This window comes from Thermopolyspora flexuosa (assembly GCF_006716785.1).
Taxonomy (GTDB): Bacteria; Actinomycetota; Actinomycetes; order Streptosporangiales; family Streptosporangiaceae; genus Thermopolyspora; species Thermopolyspora flexuosa.
In genome coordinates this window covers 2,871,994-2,892,610 of the sequence record NZ_VFPQ01000001.1, presented here as the reverse complement: position 1 = coordinate 2,892,610, position 20,617 = coordinate 2,871,994, and the positions used below count along the sequence as shown (strand labels likewise).

Below are 20,617 nucleotides of genomic sequence, written 5' to 3'. Positions count from 1 at the left end.
GAGCACAAGGACCGCACCAGGTTGCCGACGAGGGTGGTCGGATCATCCCCGCGTGCGCGGGGAGCACTTTTTGGCGGCGTCGAAGAGGGCGCGCCAGATGGGATCATCCCCGCGTGCGCGGGGAGCACCTGCTCGTCGTACGGCTCGCTCCAGCAGTGGCGGGATCATCCCCGCGTGCGCGGGGAGCACCGGATCGCATTATTGACGACGTCCTTGGCGGCCGGATCATCCCCGCGTGCGCGGGGAGCACAGTTTCGAGTGGTACGGCGTGCAGATCGACCAGGGATCATCCCCGCGTGCGCGGGGAGCACCGCGCGGTCACCGAGTTCGCCGCCGGCGGGGAGGGATCATCCCCGCGTGCGCGGGGAGCACACTTCCTGACCTGCGAGTTTAGGCGGAGACGAGGCGGTTTCCGAGCACTTTTGCAGAAACGGACATATCGCCGACCTCATCGGCCTGGGTGCCAGTCGCCGGAGGTAGTGCGGCCATCGGTGGGGTAAGAGGCGAACTGCTTAACGTCTGCCATAACGGCGGCGTTTTGCCGCCTTGCTCCATCCGGACGGAGGTGGAACAGCGGCAACGCCGGCTCCTTCCTTGGGGCGACGGATCAGGGTGAGGCCCTCGTGATCCACTGGATGCCATTTGTGGTCATGAGTCTCAAAGGTGAAGCCCTGTTCGTTATCGGTGGTGTAGGCGAGGAGGGCCCGGCCTGTGTTCGCGTAGGCCTGCACCTCGGTCCACACGGCCTCTCGGACGCGCGCTGACGGGTTGCCGATAAAGACACCTGGTGAAATCTCCATGAGCCATCGCGTCAGGAAGCCGCGGAGACCGACGGGGCAGTTGGTAAGGACGACGATCGTCACCATTCCACCTCGTAGAAGTCGTGGCCTGCGTAGTTTCGGCCGGACGCGACTTCGCCGTGGTCACTCTGCAGGGTGACGCGATCGTAGTCGTCTCCGGTGGGGTCGCCTCCTTCCGCGTCGGGCAGAAGGAGATGTTTGATGTCGTTTACGCATCGGCGCAGCAAGTTGATTTCGTTGACGTGGTCGCGTATGGCGCGGCGGGTGCGAGGCCCCACGTCTTCCGGGCTTTCGGCAGCGACGCCGAACGCGATGGGGATGGCTATCTCGGTCTTGTAGAGGTCAGCGATATCCAGGACGAAGGCAAGCTCGTGACCGGAGTGGATAAAGCCGAGACCGGGTGCACAGCCCAGTGCATGGATCGTCGTCTGGGCGATGCCGTACATGCACTGGGCCGCTGCGGTGATGGCCTGGTTCACAGGGTCGCCCGAGTCGAAGGAACCAGGGGTGTAGATCCGCCCGTTCCACGGCACGCCGACCCGCGCGGCATGTGCCCGATAGCACTCCTTGACCCTTCGCCCTTCCCGTCCGAGAAGCTCGTGCCGGGTCAGGCCGTCAGGATTCTCGTCGGGGAAGCGCATGCGGTACATCTCGCGTGCTACTTCCAGCCTGGTGCGGCGATTGGCCCACTTTGCGGCCTGGGCCTCGACCAATGCGGATGAGCGGTTGAGCGATCTGCCCCCGGAATAGAAACGCACGCCGCGTTCGCCCACCCAGACGACTCCCGCTCCACAGTCCGCCAACACCGCCATGGCCTGGTGAGTGACACGGGTTCCCGGTCCGAGCAGCAGTGTCCCGATGGTGGCCGCGGGAATATGGATGATGCCGTCGGCGTCCTCGGCGGTGATCGCGTTGTCCTCGCGGTGCACGATGCAGCGCTCGAGGTAGACGAATGAGATGCGATCTCCCATTCGAGTGAGTTCCCGGGGCGAAGAAGCGCCCCGCCGGCCCGCCGTCGCCACGGCTAGGCCTTCCCCAAGGTCATCAGGCCGCAGCCGTAGGCTTTCGCCCTGCCCAGGCCATGGGTGAGGGTACGGCGCAATGCGTCCGGATCGGTGACTTCCAAGCGGCCGTCGTAGGTGACTGCGACCACGGTGACCGGATCTTTCTGGCCGCCCTTCCTGAATACGAGGTTGCGCCGGTTGTGCACGAGCAGCTCGTACCGGTCCAGCTCGGGGATCAGCCGGCGCTCCGGTGCCTTCTCCACGATGCGGAAGCCTGCGTGTTCCTGGCGTTTGAGGAGCCAGTCGATTTGATGGCGCAGGCCTACGTGGGCGGTGATCTTCGTCGGTTCGTCATTCTTGCGGCGGGCCGTGTGCACGGGGTTGGCCGTGAGGCGGAAGGCCCACTGTTCGCCCTTGGTGAGCCGGTTGAGGAACGGGCCGTATTCGAATGTCTCCCATCGGCCTGTCTCCGGCCAGCCGGCCTGTTCCACCAGGTGGGTCAGGTCGGGCCTGGCCGGGCTGACGATGTAGAGGTATGTGGCGGCCGCGCCGTCGCGGTCGACCCGCCACAGGATGCGCGGGCCGTCCGCGTCCGGTTTCGGGGCTTCGGCGAAGGACGACAGCACCGCCGCATGCATCATCTGCGGGGAGGAGAGCAGTCGCCGCGCACCGATGCGGGCGATGTTGATGCGAAAGCGGGTGAGGTACATCAGGTGCCTCTCAGCACGGCTGTCGGATCATGGCTCGGCACTGCGGCGGAGCGCGCGGCGGGATTGGGGATCTGGAAGGACAGCCGCAGCACTCCACGCAGGGCATAGCGGCGGTGCAGCGGGTCGAAACTCACTGGCTGGTCGCGCAGGGTATCGGCGGGCCCGTCCTCGGGGGTCGCCTCGACCAACGCCTCAAGCGTGACGTACCTGTCGCGGTGTCGCCGCTGGTGCCATGGGGCCGCGTGCCATTCCTCCCGCTCCAGCGCCTCGACCAGGGTGAGGTCGTCGCGTACTCCCAGGTCGATCGGGCGAGCGGGCGGGCAGGAGCGTCGGCCCAGATAGGGCAGGAACGCCGGGGTGCGCAAGGCCCGGTGCAGGTCGTGGATGAGCCGCTGCTCGCCTTCGACCGCGGCCACGAAGACCGCGTCGGCGAGGTAGTAGCGCTCGGACACCGGCATCGCCGCGTCCGTGACGAAGTGATGCGCGGTCTGGAAGTCCCGCACCGAGACACCCGGCTGGTCGATCCGGACACCGAAGCGAAGCCGGGCGAGATCGGTGAGATCGGCGCCTCGCCGACGCCCCTGAGCGGCGGCCAGCAGCCCGATCACACCGCTTTTCGTCGGTGCCGGTTCCGTGGACCGCCGAGCAAATCGTGAGGAGGAGCCCCAGGACTGCAGCGGTCCTGCGAGCTGCATCAACAGGACACTCATGCGCCGCCCTGCCGTCGCGCCACCTCCGCCCCGACCGCCGGCACCAGCTCGGGGAGCGGAAGCCGGACGCCGAGGCCGGCCAACGCCTCGGTCGCGTGGCCCACCTGCAGCACCCAGCAAGGATCGTCCTCGCCGACGCCGTAGGCCCGCTCGATCTCCGGGATGTAGGCCGCCAGGCGCTGGCATGCCTGCCGCATGTAGCCGCCGATCTCCGGCTCGGTTCGGCACGGCTCCTCAAAGGCGCCCACGAAGCTGATCGGCCGTGAGGAGCGCAGCTTGATGATCGCAGCCTCCGGCAGGGTGTGGTTGGCGAAGGTGTTGATCTTCCCGGTGGGCAGAGAGGTGAGGAAGCACTCGACGAAGGCCTCCGTGGCACGACGCACGGGCTCGCTCACCGGCTCGTCCTCGCGCAGGCCTTTGCCGAGGTTGCTGCCAAGCAGGTCGATGTCGAGCGCGGCGAAGCGGTAGAGGGTCGCCGAGTTGAACTCGACCGTGCCGATCATTCCCGCGCCCCGGTCGTCCTCCTGGCCTTTGAAGTCGTCGACGGCCGTGTAGTAGTCGGATTCGATGTCCACCCGGTGCACGCTGATGGCGTGCGCGACCTGCGCGGCCGCGTCGACGTTGATGTCGGTCGCATCGGCGACCATCCGCCCGAACAGGGCGATGTCGATCGAGTGACGGGTGTTGGCGATCCGCCGGGCAAGGTCCCTGTTGCCCTTGTCCTTGAAGAAGTCCTTGACGGATCCCGCCCCGCGGGCTTTTACCGCGAGCTCGGCCAAGCCCTGAAGCTGGTGAGCGCTGAGAAACAGCAGGTACTTCGATTCTGGCGCCACCGGCTCGGCGTCCTCCTTGTCCGCCTTGCGCTTCGGGGGCTCGATCTTCGTTCCGGTGGCGATCTGGACGGTCTCGGCGGCCAGCGACCAGGCCTCTTGCTCGCCGATCGATCCATCGAGCGCAGTGATGCGCTCGGCGAGCGCCTTGGCCACCTGACGGGTGCGGACACCGAGCTCGGAGGGGTCGAGCCGGTCATGGAACGCTCGCCTGATCGCCCGCTTCCACGCCTGGCTGGACACCCGTGCCCGCCGTACCCCGCCGTAGACCGCGCTCTTGGGGGTTCCGGTGTCGTCGCGGTTGAGGCAGCTCGGCGGCACGGTCTGCAATGCGTGGATTTCCAGGATGGTCCGGCTCATCGATCATCCTTCACGGTCTCGACCTCCCCGTTGGAGGAGGACTCGGTTCGGTACGTGTGGAAGCTGCGGCCCCACTGCCGGCGGACCTGACGCAGCCCGTCCGGGAACTGGGCCTGGTAGAGCTGGGAGGCCAGCAGGGCGTAGTCGAGGGGGATGGCCTCGCGGCGCAGCAGGGAGACGATCTCGCGCAACCGGTAGGCGAGAGCCTCGAGATCGGTGGCCGTCCCCAGCCGGACAAACCGTCGGCGGATCGGCTCATCGATCGTGTGTTCAGGCATCAGACGGCGTACCGCGGTGCCCAGCCCGACCCCGGGGCGATGCATCCTGTCCTTGCTGTGCGACTGCTGATGCAGCGCATACAGGGTCACCGCCAAGAACATGGCGTTCTCCGCCTTCAGCTGGACGTGCTCGGGCTGGTTGTGGTGCAGACCGTCCTCGTCGGCATACAGGCGCTCGATGCCGCACACACCCCACAGATCCGGCACGTCCTGGATCAGTTTCCCCGCGCCGCGCCGCAGCTGTGCCAGGGCCGCGACCGCCAGCCACGCTGTGATCGTCCAGGTAGCCCCGCTGGAGCTCGGACACATACTCGCCGACGACATGCGCGACCAGTTCGTCGACGCGGCGCTGAGCGGTGGGGCTTGGTGACGTCATGCTCGCCTTCCTCTCTAGTCGTCGGCCGAGCCCGCCCCGGCCAGCGGCAACGCCTTGGCCAGCCGCGCCCGGAACAGCGCCTCGGCGGACGATGCGTTCAACCAGCGGTCGCCGGATGCTTCGCGGATGACCCGCCCCTCCCAAGCGGCATCGCCGGCCGATCGCAGCACCTCGTCACCCAGGCGGAGGATGATCCCGCGGGCCTCCCGCTGCCAGGCGGCCCGTACCTCCCGGGGCGCGTGGTCTGGACGCAGCCCGGCAAGCCAGTGGCGGAACGGGCCGTCGAGGGCGGCGAACCCGGCATGACGCGCCGACGCCCTGGCGGGCTCGTGCTCGGCGCCGGCCGCGCGGGCCAGATCGGCGGCGAAATCGCCCAGCGCGCTCACCGCGGCCTCAGCGTCCGCGACCGCGTCGATCGCCGCCTGCCCCAGGTCGCGGTGGTCACGGTGCAGCAACACGACCGGCATCGTCACAGCGTCATCGATGATCTCGTCGATCACCGACTGCTGGGTGCCATAGACCACACCGATCAGCCGCGCCCGGATCAGGAAGTCCGGGGGAAGGTCCCCCTCTTCGCTCAGCCTGGCCGCCCACTCGAGAATGCGCGGCCTGATGCTGGAAGCGGCCTCACCACGCTGCTCCGTCCCCGGCGCGTTGCCGGCGATCAGCGCTCCCAGACCGCGCCAGGCGCTCCGGCTCGGGTCGTGCTCCTGCGGCAGATAGACCTGGGCGAGCCCGAGCTTCTTCTCCTGGTTCGGGCTGCGCCGCCAGCCGGTCATGGGCTCCCGTTGGTGCATGTTCCGCGGGGAAAGCGGATCACCGTAGGCGAGGATCACTCCGGTGACGCCGTCTCCGTCGTGGACGAGCCGCACTCTCCGGGACTGCCAGGTGTACAGGTCGCGCAGACCCGCCGGACGCCTGCTCAGCTCGATCGGATCCAGCTCACGCGGCCCGGATACCGGGTGACGCCAGGCCGGAAGGTCACGGTCCGGGTCCTGCCGCAGATAGTGGGTATCGAAGGCGATGAGGTTGAGCAGCAGTGTCTCCTGCAAGGTGTCGCCGTCGATGCAGACACCGCCGAGATTGCCCGCCCATGCGACGCCCAAAGGGTAGACCTTTCCTCCCTTGGTCCGGGGGTCGCCCTTGGCCCCCGATTTGATACCGGAGGTGTCGAAGGCGTGGGCGTGCACCAGCCAGCGGGCGGCTTCGGCGAAGCTCAGCCGCGTCACGCCTCGGGCGCGCATGGTGAAGAACGGGTGGCCGTTGGGCACATCGGCGACCAGGCAGTCCAGCGGGCGGGGGCCACCGGTTACCTCCAAGCTCGGGCACTGAAGGAACGGCTCGGTCGGGTGCAGCAGGTCGAACCGATGCCGGTACTCGTCGAGATAAGCGATGATCTTCTTGACCGGGAGCCCTGCGCTTCGTAGATCGTTCCAGTCAGCGATGTCGCCCGGCCCCTGAAGCGCGTCGTGAACGATGGCCAGGAGCAGGCGTATCAAGGCGAACTCCTGGGTGGGAACGTCACCGACCAGCCGCCGTACACTCCCGGCGTGCTCGAAGACCTCGCGGAGAGACATCTCGGCTTCCCCGCCGTCGAGCAGGCGCACCGGAAGCCAGGGGCAGCTGGTCAGGTCAAATGACGCTTCACTCGGCATGGGCGACCCTCAGACCATCGGCTTCGGAGTAATGCAGGTCGTAGCCTGCCAGGCGGGTACGACAGTTTTCGTCGAGGACGAGGATCAGCTCCCCGGCGAGCCAGTGACTGTCCTCGCTCTGCCAGGCCGGAATGCACTGGGTCTCCAGTTCCTGGATCGCCCGGTCCAGCGTCTCCGGATCGGAGAACTGGTACGGCAGACGCAGGCCGCAGGCGGCGACGATGCGGGCGAGCCGTGGCTCGGGAACCGACTCGGTGGGGAGCTCCAGCCCGCCACGCCCATCCGACAGCCACGGCACGGTGATGAGGGCCCCGTCGGCGCGCCGCTGCACGACCAGCACCTCCAATGACTCTGGGGTGTCACGGACCTGGGCGCGGCCCTTCCGCGTGTCGTCCGCGTCGCCGACACCGGCGTCCAGCCAGCCGATCAGGGCACTACCGGGCTTGCCGACCGGGTTGATCTGGAAGTCCTGTGCCTTCTGGTGCTGCTTGCTCCGCTGCAGCTCGTGCGCCTCTCGGGCGCGGGCCAGCGCATCCTGCCACTGCTCCGGGCCGACCGGCTCGGGCCCGTAGGCGCGCTGCACCAGTGGGCTGATGTCGTGCGGCAGCCGTACCACGTTGCCGGTGGGTGCGGTCCCCGACAGGTACGGCTCGAGCACGGCGGCCGCGCGCAGCAGCGGGTACAGGCCATAGACCCGCCGCGAGCCGGCCACCGGCTCGACCGGCGACGCCGCCCAGTCGGCTCCGGTCACCAGGCAGCGTGCGGTGCGCAGCCGCTCCGGGCGCTCGCTCTGCCCCTCGCCGCGCTGATGGCGGTGAAGACGGCCCATCCGTTGGAGCAGCAGGTCGATCGGGCAGAGGTCGGACACCAGAAGATCGAAATCGATATCCAGGGACTGCTCGGCGACCTGGCTCGCCACGACGATGTATGGGGCCGTCGGCCGTTGCTTGGCCGTGCCCGGAGGGCCGAAGAGCCTGAGCAGCGTGGCGTCCTTGTTCAGCCGGTCGAGGTCGAGGAAACGTGAATGTGCCACGAGCACGTTCTCGAAGGAGCCGCGGAGATGGTCGGCGGTCTCCAGCACCCGATCCACCGTGTTGCGGATCACCAGGGCGCATCCGCCGTCGGCGAGTTCCCGCCTCAGCCGCTCCGTCAGCGTGGGCAGATCGTCGTCGAGCCGTTCCAGATGGACGTCGATGTCCCGCCCGGATCCTGGAACGGCTTCGATCACCGGTGGCCGATCGCGCTCGACGGCCGTGATCAGCGGGTACCCGGAGGCGCTCTCGATCTCGGCAAGCGTGGTCGCGCCGCTGTAGGCTTCCGCGAGCTCCCGTCGGCGACGTGCGGGCAGCGTCGCCGACAGCACCACGACGGGCACCCCATAGGCGCCAAGCCAGGACAGCACCCGATCGAGGTACGCGTTCATATAGGTGTCGTAGGCGTGCGCCTCGTCGATGACGACGACCTTGCCCGCCAGCGCCAGGTGACGGAGCGCCAGGTGGCGGCTCTTCAGTCCCATGAAGAGAAGCTGGTCGATCGTCCCCACCCCGAACTCGGCGAGCATCGCCTTCTTCCGGCCCCGCAGCCACTGGTGGGCGATCAGCTCGGTTGACGCCGCCCGCCGGTCCGCGCGGGGCCGCCACTCCGATGGGGCGCCGTCGATCTCGACGCCTCGCACGGCGCGTCGACCAGCCCGTACCAGCTCGACGTACTGCTCGTTGAGGGCCGCCTTGGAGTGCGCCAGATGGACCGCCTGCCGCCCTTCCCGGCCTTCGAACATCCTGCCCAGCCAGCTCAGCAGGCGAGGGAACATCGCGTTCCCCGTGGCCATGGTGGGCAGCGCCACATAGCATCCACCGGCTTCTGATCGGGCCGCGAAAACCTCCGTCACCGCCAAGGCCGCCTCGGTCTTCCCCTCTCCCATCGGTGCTTCGATGAGCAGCAGCCCTGGTCGGCTCATCGCCTGGGCGATCTCCACCGCGCGCCGTTGCACCGGCCGGGGCTGCGCTCCGGAAGGCAGGGAAAAGCGTGCAGAGAAGATGTCCTCGATGGATGGAGGGATGGCCCGCCACGGCTTGGGCAGATCCAGCGCGCGCCACGCAGCGGACACGCGCTCATGCTCACCGACCTTCTGTGCGTCCGGAAAATATGGAAATAAGTCTGAATTGCTGGCGATCCAATCCGCCACAATCACCAGCCCGGTCAGCAGAACCTGCGCCTGCTGCGGAAGCTTGACGGACCGCCAGTGCGGAAGTCGTTTTTGAACGCCGCACTCTTCCGCGCACCAGTCAAGCAATTCCCACTGCACGTCCCGCCATGACTGAGCGCATTCGGGACTGCGAAGCAGCTCGGGACGCCTGGTCACCTGCTGGATATCCAGGTGCGTAGGGGGCACGCCGTGATGTCCGCCGGCGACGATGGCGAGTTGCAAAGCGGCGGGCTTCGCCCAGCCGTGCCGTTCTATCAGCCACTCTCGCAGCAGGAGCATCCCGGCAAGCCCGTGCGGGGCCAGCCGACGATCGGGAAACTCCTTGTAGAACGGCATGCCCAACCCCGCCGCCCGCATGGTCTCGGCCAGCGAGTCGACCTGGCAGGCGAAGGCCGGCGTCGCCTTCCCGATGTCGTGCGTCATCGCCGCCCATACCGCCAGGCGACGCGCGTCCTCGGCCCCCGCGGGCAGCGCCTGCTCCACCAACCGGCGCACCTGTGCCGGAAGCCACCCGTCCCACAGCAGCCCGGCTACGGCACCGCTATCCGCCATGTGCCGCCACAGTGGCAGCCAGCCCTCACTATCACGATCATGTTTGGCCCAGACCGCCCGCGCCGCCCTCGATAAGCCGTTGGACAGCCCTTGCCCTGATCCGCCCTCCACGCCACGAAACCCAATATGATTGGCCGCAACCGAACATCTAAAGTCACCAAACTTTTATGAAATTGAGATCATGGATCGCTCTCGCGATAAACGAGTGCAGGCTTCACATTTTCCAATAATCGGACTTATGGGTTGTTCTCTGTCTTTCTGGGTCGCCAAGCTTGCCTCGCTACGATGTCGGCATCAAGCCGACCTCTTCACGCTTACTCCTCAACCGGCCTCGGGTTGGACGGCGAGTTGACCTGCCACGAAGACGATGTCCGGTATGTCCAAATCTCGACAACTGCTCGAGAACTGCCGCCGCCACGAATAAACGTGCAGGTCAGCGAGTGTGCTCCCCTCGCACGCGGGGATGGTCCCGCGGCGCGCATCCGCTCGTACCGGCGCGCGTAGTGCTCCCCTCGCACGCGGGGATGGTCCCGGGCGGGTCGTGCCGGGCGCGGTCTCGAGCAGGTGCTCCCCTCGCACGCGGGGATGGTCCCTGGATCTGCCGCGAGGGCGAGCGGACCGAGCCGTGCTCCCCTCGCACGCGGGGATGGTCCCCAAAGCCCGGACCGCGTTCACGTGGCGACTCAGTGCTCCCCTCGCACGCGGGGATGGTCCCCAGGAGCCCTTAACCCGGGCGGCCGCGGCCCGGTGCTCCCCTCGCACGCGGGGATGGTCCCCTCGGGCTCCATGAGCAGGATGCCCTCGCTCAGTGCTCCCCGCGCACGCGGGGATGGTCCCTTGCCCAGCCCCATGCGGGAGCTCATGCGGGAGTGCTCCCCGCGCACGCGGGGATGGTCCCTTGCCCAGCCCCATGCGGGAGCTCATGCGGGAGTGCTCCCCGCGCACGCGGGGATGGTCCCCTGCGAGGGGCTGGAGATCTTGAGCGCGTCCTGTGCTCCCCGCGCACGCGGGGATGGTCCCCGGGCAAAACGGACACGGCTTCGCGCCACGCTGTGCTCCCCTCGCACGCGGGGATGGTCCCTCTCCACCGGACACCCCCCCTTTTTTAGTGCGTGTGCTCCCCGCGCACGCGGGGATGGTCCCGGGTCGGGATGGTGCGGGTGCTCATGACTCACGTGCTCCCCGCGCACGCGGGGATGGTCCCGAGGCGCACCACCAGCACCTCATCGACCGGAAGTGCTCCCCGCGCACGCGGGGATGGTCCCGTCAAGGACCTGAAGGTCTACGACCAGTGGGCGTGCTCCCCGCGCACGCGGGGATGGTCCCATCCAGCGCGCCGCGATCCAGGGCCAGACCGAGTGCTTCCCGCGCACGCGGGGATGGTCCCCGGCCGCCGCCGGCCGACTTCTTCAGCTCGATGTGCTCCCCGCGCACGCGGGGATGGTCCCCGCGGGTTCAGCAGCGATCACGTGGCCGTCGGGTGCTCCCCGCGCACGCGGGGATGGTCCCCAGGTCATCAAACCGGCGTGGGATGGGATTTCGTGCTCCCCGCGCACGCGGGGATGGTCCCCTGCGAGCCGAGGGACAGAGCGAAGAAAATCAGTGCTCCCCGCGCACGCGGGGATGGTCCCTCGTCCTGCTGCAGCGCGATGCATCCAGCTAGTCCATGCCGAGACCGCTGCCTGCAAGAAGAGCCGCCACCGGTAGTGCTGGCGATGGTGATGGTCGGCGGGCGCGAGTGACAGTCCATAACCGCCAGGGTCCTGGCGGCATCAAAGCGACACACCTGGGTGGGGCCGTTTCCGGACAGGCCCGGATCTGGTGATGGTGGCCGGGTCTACCCCAACACGACCAATCGCGCGTGCCTGCGCAGGTGCAGTCTCAAGGGCGTGCACTCCCAGCAAGGCGAACTAGGGCGCCCACCGGAAGGCCAAGAGGGCCCAGGGAGGACGGACTCCCGCCTGCGACCCGCTGTCCTACGGGCTGCGGCATGCCGTGGAGTGGGCGTCAGCTCAAACGCAACCAGGGAATGGTCACGCGTTATGACTAGCATGCCGCACGAGGTTGTCCTAAGTCATCACCGTGATCAACGGGTGGCAGTCGGTTTTATGAAACACGACCTGTGCCCGGAGTGAGCATTTTTCCGATCAGGGGTCATGCGAATTATCCCGTGTGCGCGGTCGCTCGATATTGGCGACAGGGGGGATCATCCCCGCGTGCGCGGGGAGCACGCCTCGAACGCGCGGAGCGCCAGCGCGTAGGCGGGATCATCCCCGCGTGCGCAGGGAGCACGACACTACAAGCGTGTGAACATCCCTTACAAGGGATCATCCTCGCGTGCGCGGGGAGCACACAAACTCGCGGCCGCGGAGCCGGAGATGCCGGGGATCATCCCCGCGTGCGCGGGGAGCACTAGTACCGGACACCTTCCATATATGCAGGAAGGGGATCATCCCCGCGTGCGCGGGGAGCACCCGATGGAGCGCACCAGCGCTGCGGCGCTGATGGGATCATCCCCGCGTGCGCGGGGAGCACCGGCGAATCTCCCGCTCCCACCCGTCGATGTCGGGATCATCCCCGCGTGCGCGGGGAGCACCCGAACCCGGCCTGCCAGTTTCCGGAGATCCCGGGATCATCCCCGCGTGCGCGGGGAGCACTCGGGGCGGGCGAGCAGGTACTGGTCGGTGAAGGGATCATCCCCGCGTGCGCGGGGAGCACGGCCTGGAGGTCCAAGAGGAGGCCTGCCGCGAGGGATCATCCCCGCGTGCGCGGGGAGCACACGAGCGCCCGGTTCGACGCCTTCAGCCGCCGGGGATCATCCCCGCGTGCGCGGGGAGCACAGCTCGACGGCCTCCTGGTGGATCTCCACCACGGGATCATCCCCGCGTGCGCGGGGAGCACGGCCTGCAAGAGAACCAGCTCGACGGTGAGCCGGGATCATCCCCGCGTGCGCGGGGAGCACGATCTTCTTCACGGCCATGCTCAGTTACTCCTGGGATCATCCCCGCGTGCGCGGGGAGCACAACGGCGTCGACTGGTTCAAAAAACGCGGCCAGGGATCATCCCCGCGTGCGCGGGGAGCACTTCAAGATCGCCGAATTCAAGGGGACCGCGGACGGATCATCCCCGCGTGCGCGGGGAGCACTCGCCGTGGACATGCAGCACGGTGACCTGCTGCGGATCATCCCCGCGTGCGCGGGGAGCACGCTTTGACCGGGGCGTCCTCGCCTTTCTCGGTCGGATCATCCCCGCGTGCGCGGGGAGCACACGAGACGGGATCAGCCCGCGCCCTGGAGGCCGGGATCATCCCCGCGTGCGCGGGGAGCACACGCCCGGCGCCGAAGGCGAGGAGACCTACCAGGGATCATCCCCGCGTGCGCGGGGAGCACCTGATGGAGACCGCCCGAACCGAGCGGGAGCAGGGATCATCCCCGCGTGCGCGGGGAGCACTTGTGGGGGGTACCCCCAAAAGATCGCAAGCGGGGGATCATCCCCGCGTGCGCGGGGAGCACAAGAGCACCCAGTCCCAGGCCAGCTCCACGACGGATCATCCCCGCGTGCGCGGGGAGCACGCCCTGTTCTCCTTCGCCGGCGAGCCGGGCGCGGGATCATCCCCGCGTGCGCGGGGAGCACACTTACTGACCTGCGAGTTTATCCGGGGGACAGGCTGTTTCCGAGCACTTCTTTGGAAACGGACATATCGCCGAACCTCGTCGATCCAGGCTGTTAGCCCTAGGCACCGGTGGGCTCGGCGTCGAGGTCCCTGCCGAGCAGGGCGGCGAGGGTGTCGAGAGCGTCGTCGGCGCCGGGGCCGTCGGCCTCGAGGGTGACCTCGGTGCCGTGGGTGGCGCCGAGGGACAGGACGCCGAGCATGCTGTTGGCGGGGACCGGCTTGCCGTCGCCGACGCGGATGCGGACGGGTACGCCCGTCTTCGCCGCGGCCTGGACGAAGAGCTTGGCGGGGCGGGCGTGCAGGCCGGTCTTCGCGGCGATCGTCACTTTTCTCTCGGGCATGGCCGTCTTCCTTCCTCCTGGGTGGGGTCACGGTTCCACGGTGACCTTGATGGCCTCGCCGCGGGTGACGATGCCGATGCCGTCGAGCACGCGGTCGAGCGGGAGCCGGTGGGTGATGAGGTCGGCGACCGGGACCGCGCCCTCGGCGATGAGGCGCAGCGCCTCGGCGTTGTGCGCCGGGCTGGAGCCGTTCGCGCCCACGATGGTCAGCTCGCGGTAGTGGACGAGGTTCGAGTCGCAGCGGATGATCGGCGCGTCCTTGGGCAGGCCCCCGAAGAAGCTGATGCGGCCCTGCCGCGCCGCCATCTGGATCGCCTGTTCCTGGGCGGCGCCCGACGCCGCGGCGGTGATCACCACGTCGGGGCCGCGGCCGCCGGTCAGCTTGAGCACGGTGTCCACCAGGTCGCCGTCGCCGGCGCGGATCGCCTCGTCGGGGCGGACCAGGTCGGCGGCCATCGCCAGGCGGTCGGCGTTGATGTCGGCGAGGAAGACCCGGGCGGCGCCGCGCGCCCGCGCCAGCCGTACGTGCAGGCAGCCGATCGGGCCGGAGCCGATGACCACGACGTCGTCGCCCGCGCCGACGCGGACCAGTTCCTGGCCGTTGAGCACGCAGGCGAGCGGCTCGGCGACCGACGCCTCGGCGTAGCCGACGCCGTCGGGGATGCGGTTGAGGCCGTTCACCCGGAGCACCTTCGCCGGGACGACCATGTACTCGGCGAAGCCGCCGTCGTAGTGGTAGCCCATCGACTCCTGGTTCGGGCACACGGTGAGGTGGCCGCGGCGGCACTCCTCGCACGCGCCGCACGGGATCGCCGCGATCACCTGCACCCGGTCGCCCGCCGACCAGCCGGTCACGCCGTCGCCGACGGCGACGACCTCCCCGGCGATCTCGTGCCCCATCACCCGGGGCGGGCGGATGTGGTGGTGGCCGAACCGGTAGATCTTGGCGTCGGTGCCGCAGGTGGAGCAGTTGCGGACCCGGATCTTCACCTCTCCGGGGCCGGCCACCGGCTCGGGGGAGTCCTCCAGGCGGATGTCCCCCGGGGCGTGGAATCTGGCGACCTTCACGAATCGGCCTCCTCTTCGGCGGGTTGGAGCAGACGCAGTACGGCGTCCGCCTCCGTGGCCTCGCGCAGCCGGCGGGCCCGGTCGGGATCGAGCAGGATCTGGGCGAGCTCGGACAGCAGCCGCACGTGCCCGTCGCCCTTGGCGGCGATGCCCACGCACACGTCCACCCGCTCGCCGTCCCAGTCGACGCCGCCGGGGAAGCGCAGCACGCAGATCGCGTCGTGCCGTACCACGTCCTTGCCCTCGGCGGTGCCGTGCGGGATCGCCACGCCCTCCCCGACGTACGTGGAGATCGAGCGCTCCCGCTCGAGCATGCTGTCGATGTACGGCGGCTCGACCGCGCCGACCTCGAGCAGGATCCGGCCGCACTGGGTGATCGCGTCCTCCCGGCTGGACGCGGCCGCGTCCAGCCGGATGGCGCGGGGGTCGAGCGGCAGCGGCGCTGCCTCAGGCATCGAAGGTTCCGCCCTTCTTGATGGCGTCGACGACCTTGGTCACCGCCGGGTCGCCGATGAAGACCCGGAACGGCACGACCGGGATGCCCGGGGCGGACGAGCGGGCCCGGTCGGCGAGCCCGGCGTGGGTGAGCACCACGTCGGCGTCGCCCGGGATGCTGTTGACCGGGGTGTGCACCACCTCGACGCCGTGGCTCTTGAGCTGCTTGCGCACGGTGGAGGCGAGCATCACGCTGCTCCCCATGCCCGCGTCGCAGGCGACGACGATCTTCTTGATGGTGCTGCCGTCGATGGTCGCCATGGTCCTTCCTGCCTCCTTCACGACCGGCGCACGTCCGTGCGGGCGGCGTCGCGGTCCGCGGTGGTGTGGCCGGCGGCGGTCTCGCCTCCGGCGACGGGCTCAGGCTGCGCGGCGGGCTCGCCGCCGTCCTCCGGCCTGTCCCCGGACGCCTTCCCGAAGCCGAGCAGCAGCGCGCCGACGAGGAAGGACACGCCCGCGGAGAGGACGATGCCGAGGAGGACGCCGAAGTGGGCGCCGCGCGGGGTCATGGTCAGGTAGGCGAAGATGCTGCCCGGGGCCGGGGTGGCGACGAGGCCGACGCCGGTGACCATGAAGGTGGCCACGCCGGTGACGCCGCCCGCGATCACCGCGGCGATCATGCGCGGCTTCATCAGCACGTACGGGAAGTAGATCTCGTGGATGCCGCCGAAGAAGTGGATGATCGCCGAGGCGGGGGTGCTGGCGCGCAGCAGGCGCGGGCCGAAGAACATGTAGGCGAGCAGCAGGCCGAGGCCGGGGCCGGGGTTGGTCTCGAGCATGAACAGGATCGAGGAGCCGTCCCGCGCCGCCTCGGCGACGCCGAGCGGGCCGAGCACGCCGTGGTTGATCGCGTTGTTGAGGAACAGCACCTTGGCGGGCTCGATGAGGAACGACGCCAGCGGCAGCAGGCTGTGGTCGACGAGCCAGCCGACCGCCGAGCCGGCGGCGTTCGTCACCTGCTGGACCACCGGGCCGATGGCGAGCACGCCCGCGATCGCCATGGCGCCGCCGACGATGCCGGCGGTGAAGTTGTCCACCAGCATCTCGAAGCCGGCCTTGACCCGGTCCTGGACCAGCCGGTCGACGAGCTTGATGACGAACGCGGCGAGCGGGCCGACGATCATCGCGCCGAGGAACATCGGCACGTCGCTGCCGACCACCACGCCCATCGTCGCCACCGCGCCGACGACCGCGCCGCGCTGGCCGTGGACCATGCGGCCGCCGGTGTAGCCGATGAGGATCGGCAGCAGCGTGGTGATGATCGGGCCGACCAGCTCGGCGAGGGTCTCGTTCGGCCACCATCCGGACGGGATGAACAAGGCGGTGATGAGGCCCCAGGCGATGAACGCGCCGATGTTCGGCATGATCATCCCGGCGAGGTGCCCGCCGAGGCGCTGGATCGAGGCCTTGACTCCGGTGCCCTGTACTTCCGGTGTGTACGCTGAGGCCATCCTGTCTCTCCTTCCGGGGTGACCGGGTGATGGCTCCGGTCGGGGTGGGGGGTGTGCCGCTGTCAGCCCCCGGACCGCAGCGGCAGGTCTGGATCGGGCGGCGGGAACCGCACGGTGTCCCGCCTGATGTCGTGGGGGCGGGGCATGCGGCTGCCGGGCTGCGCCACCGCGGCGGCGGCCCACGCCAGCCCCTCGGCGAGCGCGTCCCGGCCGCGGGCGCCCGCGGCGAGGAACCCGGCGAGCATGGCGTCGCCCGCGCCGACCGTGCTGCGCGGCTCGGCGACCTCGGCCGTGCCGTACCAGACCCGCTCCTCGGCCTCGCCCTCGACGAGCACCGCGCCGTCGGCACCGAGGCTGGCGAGCACGGTGCGGGCGCCCATCGCGCGCAGCTTGCGGGCGGCGTCGATCGCGTCGCCGAGGGTGGTGACCGGTACGCCGGCGGCCGTGGCGAGCTCCTCGCGGTTCGGCTTGACCAGGGCGGGCCCGGCGGCGAGCGCGGCGACCAGGGCCGGTCCGCTGGTGTCGACCGCGGTACGGATCCCGGCCTTGGCGAACCGGCGGCACAGCCGGGCGTAGATGTCGGTGGGCACCCCGGGCGGCAGGCTGCCCGAGGCGACCACCCAGTCGGCCGCGCCGGCCGCGTCGAGCACGGCCGCCGCCAGCGTCTCCAGCTCGGCCGGGGTGAGCGGGGTGCCCGGCTCGTTGATCTTGGTGACGGTGCCGTCGGGCTCGGCGAGGGTGATGTTCGACCGGGTGGCCCCGGAGACCGGGACCATGATCATGTCGATGCCCTCGTCGGACAGCAGCTCGACCAGGCGGCGGCCCTCGTCCCCGCCGTACGGGACCACGGCGCAGGTGGGGACGTCGTTGGCGAGCAGCGCGCGCGACACGTTGACGCCCTTGCCGCCCGGGTCGAGGCGGGCGGCCCCGGCCCGGATCACCGTGCCGCGGGTGAGCTCGGCGATCTCGATGGTCCGGTCGAGGCTCGGATTGAGCGTGACGGTGAGGATCACGAGCCCACCCCCGATCGGTGCCGCAGGGCCGCGGCGGTGAGCCTGGGGGACGACGCGGGGCCGGTCATGCGCGGATCACTTCCGGGCCCGCGGCCTGCAGCTCGGCCGCGATCTCGTCGCTGAGGCCCGTGTCGCTGATCACCACGTCGATCTCGTCCACGGTGGCGAAGCGGGCCAGGTAGGTGTTGGTGAACTTGGTGTGGTCGGCGAGCAGCACGCAGCGCTCGGCCGCGCGCACCATGGCCCGCTTGATCGCCGCCTCCGCCGGGTCGGGCGTGGTGAGGCCCTTCGCCACCGAGCAGCCGTTGGTGGCCATGAATGCCACGTCCACGTGGAACTGCGACAGCGGCTGCATCGCCAGGTCGTCGACGGTGGCGAGGGTCCGGGGGCGGACCCGCCCGCCGAGCATGATCACGTTGAGGTTGGGGCGGGTGGCGAGCGCCGTGGCGAGCGGCGGTGAGTTGACGATGACGGTGAGCTCCCGGTCGAGCGGCAGCACCTGCACCAGGCGGCGGGTGGTGGAGCCCGCGTCGATGATGATCGAGCCGTCCTCGGGCAGCTCGGCGAGCGCCGCCTTGGCGATGCGCTCCTTCTCGGCGGTCATCACGTTGTCCCGGGTGGACAGCGCCGGTTCGAAGCCGAGCCGTTCCACCGGGATCGCGCCGCCGTGCACGCGGCGCAGCACGCCCGCGCGCTCGAGGGCGGTGAGGTCCCGGCGGATCGTCTCGGTGGTCACCTGGAACTCCTCGGCGAGCGTGACCACGTCGACCCGGCCGTTCGCCCTGGCCCGGCGCAGGATCTCCTGCTGACGCTCCTCGGCGTACATTCTGTGATTCACCGCCGTTTCCGTGTTGTTTCAGCTTTGTTTATACCCGAATGTGTGGCCCGTCAAGGGTGCCGTTCATGATCATTATCGCGGTACGGCACGGCCGTGCGGGCCGGCTCCGGGCCGCCGCGGCGCCTTTACGGCTCCCCCTGGTGATCACGAGGTGGCGGTATGTCGTGATGGAACCGTTATGGGGGAGCGGCCGTGGATGGCGGGTTACGGTCGGGTGATGGTGGCGTTACGGGCCGTAGGTAACGCAGGGTTGCCGAGCGTGCCCGGTCGTGTTGGGATGTGTGGGGATGGGTGCCCGGAACCCGCCTTGACGCTCCACACATTCGGGTATAAAACCAAACGCAACAACACGGAAACGCGGCGGTGACGCAGGGCAATGCCCGCCGGAACCCCTGCCGCGGCGCGGGGGCACGCGGCGAGGCGGCGCCGGACGACGGACCGGCGTGGGCGGAACGCCGCCCGGCCCCGGTCCGCGCACACCCGGCGGAGCGTCCACCCGGCGGCGACCGGCCGCACCGGCGACGCCGCTCCGGACGGCGGCCCCGACCAGCCGCGACCTAGGACCTTGAGGCGGTGCGAGATGGGTGATCCGGCATCCGGGACGACCCCCGAGACGCTGCGCGGGCTCGGCATCAGCCCCGGCCGCGCCGCCGGCCGGGTGTATCGGATGGCGGCCCCGCCGCTGCTGCCGCCGCCCACGCCGGTCACCGACCCGGCGGCCGAGACCGCCCGGGCGCTGCGCGGCCTGGAACAGGCCGCCCGGGAACTGGCCAGGCGGGCGGAGGGCGCGGCCGACCCGGCGGCGCGCGACATCCTCGAGGCGGAGGCCGCGATCGCGGAGGACCCGATGCTCGCCGAGTCCGTGGAGCGGCGCGTCGCCTCCGGCCTCGACGCCGCGCACGCGATCGACGCGGCGTGCGCCGACCACCGCGCGGCGCTGCTCGTCGCGGGCGGCTACTTCGCCGAGCGCGCCAGCGACCTCGACGACATCCGCAACCGCGCGGTGGCCGCCGTGCTCGGGCTGCCGATGCCGGGCATCCCCGCGCCCGGGCACCCGTTCATCCTCGTCGCCGAGGACCTCGCCCCCGCCGACACCGTCAACCTCGACCCGGACACCGTGCTCGCGCTCGTCACCGAGAAGGGCGGGCCGACCAGCCACACCGCGATCCTCGCCCGGGCCCTCGGGCTGCCCGCGGTGGTCGCCTGCCCCGGCGCGGCCGGCATCCCCGACGGCACCTGGGCGGCGGTCGACGGCGGGACCGGCGAGATCGTCACCGGCATCGGCGAGGCGGAGGCCGGCGAGATCCAGCGGCAGGCCCGCGCCGAGCGCGAGCGCATCGGCAGGACGAGCGGGCCGGGCCGTACCGCCGACGGGCACCCGGTGAAGCTGCTGCTCAACATCGGCTCGGCGGCCGACGCCGAGGCGGGCGTGGACGCCGAGGGCGTCGGCCTGTTCCGCACCGAGTTCCTCTACCTCGACCGGCGCACCCCGCCCACCCACGAGGAGCAGGTCGCCGCGTACGCCGAGGTGCTGCGGGCCTTCCCGGCCGGCGCGCCGGTGGTGTTCCGCACCCTCGACGCGGGCACCGACAAGCCGCTGCCGTTCCTCGGCCTCGCCGAGGAGGTCAACCCGGCGCTCGGGGTGCGCGGGCTGCGCGTGGCCCGGCTCCGGCCCGAGGTGCTCGACGCCCAGCTCGACGCGATCGCCGAGGCCGCCCGGGAGACCGGAACCACCCCGTGGGTGATGGCGCCGATGGTGACCACCCCCGCCGAGGCGGCCGACTTCGCCCGGCGCGCCCGCGCCCGCGGGCTGTCCCGGGTCGGGGCGATGATCGAGGTCCCGGCCGCGGCGCTGCACGCCGACCGGCTGCTGGACCGGCTCGACTTCCTCAGCATCGGCACCAACGACCTCAGCCAGTACACCTTCGCCGCGGACCGCCAGCACGGCGACCTCGCCGACCTGCTCGACCCCTGGCAGCCCGCGCTGCTGCGCATGGTCGAGCTGTGCGCCGAGGCCGGGCGGGCCGCGGGCAGGCCGGTGGGCGTCTGCGGCGAGGCCGCCGCCGATCCGCTGCTCGCCACCGTGCTCGTCGGGCTCGGCGTGACCAGCCTGTCCATGTCGGCCCGCAGCGTGCCCGCCGTACGGGACGCCCTCGCCCGGCACACCCTCGCCGAGTGCCGCCGCAACGCCGAGCTCGCGCTGGACGCCCCCGATCCGGAGGCCGCGCGGGCGGCGGTGCGGGCGGCCGGGTGACCG

General features: G+C 70.2%; 16 protein-coding genes and 2 CRISPR repeat arrays (1 of these 18 cut by a window edge). Of the genes, 1 reads left to right on the top strand and 15 read right to left on the bottom strand.

What is annotated here, in order from left to right:
* Nucleotides 1-372: a CRISPR direct-repeat array (repeat unit 29 nt; unit sequence GGGATCATCCCCGCGTGCGCGGGGAGCAC) (it extends 1,244 nt beyond the left edge of the window).
* A gap of 140 nt (nucleotides 373-512) precedes the next feature.
* From cas2e to FHX40_RS12175, 15 genes are all read right to left on the bottom strand, one after another.
* Entirely contained in the window at nucleotides 513-863 is a 351-nt protein-coding gene (gene cas2e / locus FHX40_RS12245) for a type I-E CRISPR-associated endoribonuclease Cas2e (RefSeq protein WP_142259722.1), read from the bottom strand.
* Nucleotides 860-1,822, bottom strand: a complete 963-nt coding sequence (cas1e, locus tag FHX40_RS12240; protein WP_142259721.1) for a type I-E CRISPR-associated endonuclease Cas1e — start codon at nucleotides 1,820-1,822, stop codon at nucleotides 860-862. Before cas1e ends, cas2e begins: the two co-directional genes overlap by 4 nt.
* A gap of 2 nt (nucleotides 1,823-1,824) precedes the next feature.
* Nucleotides 1,825-2,514: a type I-E CRISPR-associated protein Cas6/Cse3/CasE gene (gene cas6e / locus FHX40_RS12235; protein WP_142259720.1), complete on the bottom strand. Its 690-nt coding sequence runs from the start codon at nucleotides 2,512-2,514 to the stop codon at nucleotides 1,825-1,827.
* Nucleotides 2,514-3,224, bottom strand: a complete 711-nt coding sequence (cas5e, locus tag FHX40_RS12230; protein ID WP_142259719.1) for a type I-E CRISPR-associated protein Cas5/CasD — start codon at nucleotides 3,222-3,224, stop codon at nucleotides 2,514-2,516. The genes cas6e and cas5e overlap by 1 nt, the downstream gene beginning before the upstream one ends.
* Nucleotides 3,221-4,414, bottom strand: coding sequence for a type I-E CRISPR-associated protein Cas7/Cse4/CasC (gene cas7e / locus FHX40_RS12225; protein WP_142259718.1), 1,194 nt, complete (start codon nucleotides 4,412-4,414; stop codon nucleotides 3,221-3,223). Before cas7e ends, cas5e begins: the two co-directional genes overlap by 4 nt.
* Entirely contained in the window at nucleotides 4,411-5,001 is a 591-nt protein-coding gene (casB, locus tag FHX40_RS12220) for a type I-E CRISPR-associated protein Cse2/CasB (RefSeq protein ID WP_170198814.1), read from the bottom strand. Before casB ends, cas7e begins: the two co-directional genes overlap by 4 nt.
* A gap of 81 nt (nucleotides 5,002-5,082) precedes the next feature.
* Nucleotides 5,083-6,723, bottom strand: coding sequence for a type I-E CRISPR-associated protein Cse1/CasA (gene casA, locus FHX40_RS12215; RefSeq protein WP_142259717.1), 1,641 nt, complete (start codon nucleotides 6,721-6,723; stop codon nucleotides 5,083-5,085).
* Complete coding sequence (gene cas3 / locus FHX40_RS12210) at nucleotides 6,713-9,592, bottom strand: CRISPR-associated helicase Cas3' (RefSeq protein WP_170198813.1); 2,880 nt, start codon at nucleotides 9,590-9,592, stop codon at nucleotides 6,713-6,715. Before cas3 ends, casA begins: the two co-directional genes overlap by 11 nt.
* 2,091 nt (nucleotides 9,593-11,683) lie before the next feature.
* A CRISPR array of direct repeats spans nucleotides 11,684-13,114; the repeat unit is 29 nt; unit sequence GGGATCATCCCCGCGTGCGCGGGGAGCAC.
* 99 nt (nucleotides 13,115-13,213) lie between these two features.
* A complete protein-coding gene (locus FHX40_RS12205; RefSeq protein WP_142259715.1) occupies nucleotides 13,214-13,495 on the bottom strand; it encodes an HPr family phosphocarrier protein in 282 nt (93 codons plus the stop codon).
* Nucleotides 13,496-13,522: 27 nt separating this feature from the next.
* Nucleotides 13,523-14,563: a zinc-dependent dehydrogenase gene (locus FHX40_RS12200; RefSeq protein WP_142259714.1), complete on the bottom strand. Its 1,041-nt coding sequence runs from the start codon at nucleotides 14,561-14,563 to the stop codon at nucleotides 13,523-13,525.
* Complete coding sequence (locus FHX40_RS12195) at nucleotides 14,560-15,018, bottom strand: PTS mannitol transporter subunit IIA (protein ID WP_142259713.1); 459 nt, start codon at nucleotides 15,016-15,018, stop codon at nucleotides 14,560-14,562. Before FHX40_RS12195 ends, FHX40_RS12200 begins: the two co-directional genes overlap by 4 nt.
* Nucleotides 15,011-15,319 (bottom strand): PTS sugar transporter subunit IIBC family protein, encoded by a 309-nt coding sequence (locus tag FHX40_RS12190; RefSeq protein WP_142259712.1) that lies wholly within the window; start codon nucleotides 15,317-15,319, stop codon nucleotides 15,011-15,013. Before FHX40_RS12190 ends, FHX40_RS12195 begins: the two co-directional genes overlap by 8 nt.
* A 17-nt stretch (nucleotides 15,320-15,336) precedes the next feature.
* The gene (gene mtlA / locus FHX40_RS12185) at nucleotides 15,337-16,509 is read right to left on the bottom strand and encodes a mannitol-specific PTS transporter subunit IIC (RefSeq protein WP_142259711.1); all 1,173 of its coding nucleotides are present in this window, start codon (nucleotides 16,507-16,509) and stop codon (nucleotides 15,337-15,339) included.
* A 62-nt stretch (nucleotides 16,510-16,571) separates the two neighbouring features.
* Nucleotides 16,572-17,522 carry a 1-phosphofructokinase gene (gene pfkB, locus FHX40_RS12180; RefSeq protein WP_142259710.1) on the bottom strand — a complete coding sequence of 317 codons (951 nt, stop codon included), beginning with the start codon at nucleotides 17,520-17,522 and terminating at the stop codon, nucleotides 16,572-16,574.
* Nucleotides 17,523-17,586: 64 nt separating this feature from the next.
* Nucleotides 17,587-18,348 (bottom strand): DeoR/GlpR family DNA-binding transcription regulator, encoded by a 762-nt coding sequence (locus FHX40_RS12175; RefSeq protein ID WP_142261741.1) that lies wholly within the window; start codon nucleotides 18,346-18,348, stop codon nucleotides 17,587-17,589.
* A 592-nt stretch (nucleotides 18,349-18,940) separates the two neighbouring features.
* Between FHX40_RS12175 and ptsP the strand changes: the two genes are divergently transcribed.
* Entirely contained in the window at nucleotides 18,941-20,614 is a 1,674-nt protein-coding gene (ptsP, locus tag FHX40_RS12170; protein WP_142259709.1) for a phosphoenolpyruvate--protein phosphotransferase, read from the top strand.
* Nucleotides 20,615-20,617: the final 3 nt, after the last annotated feature.